At 66.5% G+C, this 3,560-nt stretch carries 3 protein-coding genes; all 3 read left to right on the forward strand.

Annotation, left to right across the window (positions count from 1 at the left end; genetic code table 11):
- Positions 1-1,238: MFS transporter (locus ACRDUX_RS26825; protein WP_526418225.1), on the forward strand; the 1,238-nt coding region annotated here is incomplete at its 5' end.
- Entirely contained in the window at positions 1,235-2,386 is a 1,152-nt protein-coding gene (gene rhaI, locus ACRDUX_RS26830) for an L-rhamnose isomerase (RefSeq protein WP_526418227.1), read from the forward strand. The genes ACRDUX_RS26825 and rhaI, both read left to right, overlap by 4 nt.
- 1 nt (position 2,387) lies before the next feature.
- Positions 2,388-3,560, forward strand: a 1,173-nt coding sequence (rhaD, locus tag ACRDUX_RS26835) for a bifunctional rhamnulose-1-phosphate aldolase/short-chain dehydrogenase (protein WP_526418229.1), incomplete at its 3' end; no start/stop codon positions are given.

The raw sequence follows: 3,560 nt of genomic DNA on the forward strand, positions 1-3,560 counted from the left end.
CGACCAGCCTGGCGTTTTGGCAGGCGGACTTCGGTATCAGCAACTTCGCCGTCGGACTTCTTGCTGCGTTGAGCGCCAATGCGTTCGGCGCCGCCATCGGCGCGATCCTCGGCGGTCCGCTGTGCGACCGCTTCGGCCGCAAGGCGATCTATACCTACGACCTGTTGGTCTACATGGTCGGCGTGCTGCTGGCCGCGTTCGCCGTCAACTTCACGATGCTGCTGGCCGCCTTCATCATCACCGGCATCGCCGTTGGCGCTGGCGTGCCGGCGTCGTGGACCTACATCGCCGAACAGGCGCCGTCCGACGGCCGCGCCAAGCACGTCGGAACCGCTCAACTGGCCTGGTCGATAGGCCCGCTGATCGGGTTCGCCCTCGCCGCCGCCCTGGCCCCGATGGGCCTGCTCGGGTCGAGGCTGATCTTCCTGCACCTGTTCGTGGTCGCCGCCGTGGTCTGGTGGGTGCGCCAAGGGCTGGCCGAATCGAAGATCTGGACTGAGGAGGGTCAGCACGCGCCCACCCCGACGGGGGCCGAGGCGTCCCCACTTGGTGCGCGCGGCCTTCGCGGCCTGTTCTCCCGCAAGGTCAACGTCACCGCGCTGCTGTTCCTCGGCGGCATCTATCTCTTCTGGAACACCGTCGCCGGCCAGGCGGGCATCTTCATGCCCCGCGTGTACGACACCGCGGGCCTGCACAGCCCCGTCGCCCAGAACCTGCTGCAGGTCCTGGTGTGGGGCTGCACCGTGGCCGCGACCTACTTCGGCTTCATGCGCTACGGCGACAAGATGTCGCAGCGACGGCTCTACGTGATCGGCGCAGCCCTGGGCATCGTCGGGTGGATCGTCTTGGTGGCGTTCACCGACGGCGGCGTGCCGACGATGCTGGCCTTCGCGGTGCTGTGGGGTGTCTCGGCCGGTATCGGCGCCCAGGCGTTCTACAGCCTGTGGGCCAGCGAGATGTTCGCCACCCCGTACCGCGCCAGCGCGCAGGGCGTGATGTTCTGCGTGGTGCGCAGCTTCACCGGCCTGCTCAGCTACTTCTTTCCGACGCTGCTCGCCGTCACCGGTCTCACCGGCGTCGGCCTGCTGCTCATCGGTCTCCTGACCGTCGCGCTGGTGATCGGCGCCGTGTGGGCGCCGGAGACCCGAGGCAAGACGTTGCAGCAGATCGAGGTCGAGCGTTACGGCAGGGTGGATAATCCGACAGAGAACACAGAGACCGAGGTGGCAGCCCGATGACGAACGCCCTTCTTGACAACCTGGCCATCGAGCTGCCCTCTTGGGCGTTCGGCAACTCGGGGACGCGGTTCAAGGTGTTCGGCACCCCCGGAACACCGCGGACCATCGAGGAGAAGATCGCCGACGCCGCGACGGTCCACCGGTTCACCGGGATGGCACCGACTGTGGCACTTCACATTCCGTGGGATCGCGTCGATGACTATGGCGCGCTAGGCGGGTACGCAGCCGAGCACGGCGTGAAGTTGGGCACCACCAACTCGAATACCTTCCAGGACGACGACTACAAGTTCGGCAGCCTGACGCACATCGACAAGATGGTGCGCCAGAAGGCGATCGACCACCACCTGGTCTGCATCGACATCATGAACGAATGCGGATCGCAGGATCTCAAGATCTGGCTGGCCGACGGCACCAACTACCCAGGCCAAGGCGACATCCGCGGCAGGCAGGAGCGGCTGACCGAGTCACTGGCCGCGATCTACCAGCACATCGGTGAAGGTCAGCGAATGGTGTTGGAGTACAAGTTCTTCGAGCCCGCCATGTACATGACCGACGTGCCGGACTGGGGAACCTCCTACGCACAGGTCAGTGCGCTGGGCGAGCGGGCGAAGGTATGCCTCGACACCGGTCACCACGCCCCTGGCACCAACATCGAGTTCATCGTCGCGCAACTGCTGCGGCTACGGAAACTTGGATCGTTCGACTTCAACTCCCGCTTCTACGCCGACGACGACCTCATCGTCGGGGCGGCCGACCCGTTCCAGCTCTTCCGCATCATGTATGAGGTGGTCCGCGGCGGAGGCCTCGACATCGGGTCTGATCTCGCGTTGATGCTCGATCAGTGTCACAACGTCGAAGCCAAGATCCCCGGCCAGATCCGCTCGGTACTCAACGTGGCCGAGATGACGGCGCGGGCCCTGCTCGTCGACACCGACGCCCTCGCCGCGGCGCAGGACGCGGAAGACGTGCTTGGCGCCAACGGCATCTTCATGGACGCCTTCTACACCGACGTCCGGCCCGCGATGGCTCAGTGGCGCACCGAACGCGGCTTGCCCGAAGACCCGATGCGCGCGTTCGCAGAATCGGGCTATCAGCAGACCATCGACGCCGAGCGCATCGGTGGCACCCAATCTTCCTGGGGGGCATGACATGACCAACAGCACCGTTAGCGATCTGATCGCACGTTCGAACCGACTCGGCTCGGACCCGAAGAACACCAATTACGCGGGCGGCAACACCTCCGCAAAGGGTGCCGAGGTCGACCCCGTCACGGGCGCGCCCGTCGAACTGTTGTGGGTCAAGGGATCCGGTGGGGACCTCGGCACCCTGACCGAGAGCGGGCTGGCCGTGCTGCGGCTGGACCGGATGCGCGCTCTCGTCGACGTCTATCCGGGCGTCGAGCACGAGGACGAGATGGTCGCAGCGTTCGACTACTGCCTGCACGGACGTGGCGGTGCGGCGCCGTCCATCGACACCGCGATGCACGGTCTGGTCGACGCCGCACACGTCGACCACCTTCATCCCGACTCGGGCATCGCCCTGGCCACCGCCGTGGACGGCGAAGCTCTCACCAAGCAGATCTTCGGCGACCGGGTGGTGTGGATTCCCTGGCGCAGGCCGGGTTTCCAGCTGGGACTCGACATCGCCGAGATCAAGAGGCGCAACCCGCAGGCCATCGGCACCATCCTCGGCGGTCACGGGATCACCGCATGGGGCGAAAGTTCCGGCGAGGCCGAGGCGCGCTCACTGGAGATCATCGACACCGTTGCGCGCTACCTCGACGCCAACGGCCGCCCGCAACCCTTCGGTGCGCCGCTGGCCGGTTACGGTGCGCTGCCCGACGAGCAGCGTCGTACGAAGGCCGCCGAGCTCGCCCCGTTCATCCGTGGTCTGGCATCGGCCGACGAGCCCCGGGTCGGGCACTTCACCGACGATCCGCGGGTGCTCGAATTCCTCTCCAGCAGTGAGCATCCGAGGCTCGCCGCGCTGGGCACCAGCTGTCCGGACCACTTCCTGCGCACCAAGGTCAAGCCGATGGTGCTCGACCTGCCCGCCAACGCGTCGATCGAGGACTGCCGGGCCAGGCTGACCGAACTGCACGTGGCGTACCGCGCCGACTACCAGGCGTACTACGACCGCCACGCCTCGGCGGACAGCCCGGCGATTCGAGGAGCCGATCCCGCGATCGTGCTGATCCCCGGCGTCGGGATGTTCAGCTACGGCAAGGACAAGCAGACCGCGCGGGTGGCGAGCGAGTTCTATCTCAACGCCATCAACGTGATGCGCGGAGCCGAGGCGATCTCCACCTACGCACCCATCGAC

It is taken from the genome of Mycobacterium sp. (assembly GCF_050701675.1).
Classification (GTDB): domain Bacteria; phylum Actinomycetota; class Actinomycetes; order Mycobacteriales; family Mycobacteriaceae; genus Mycobacterium.

Coding starts and splice junctions, on each gene's coding strand:
- rhaI (WP_526418227.1), top strand. CDS start 1,235: ATGACGAACGCCCTTCTTGACAACCTGGCCATCGAGCTGCCCTCTTGG.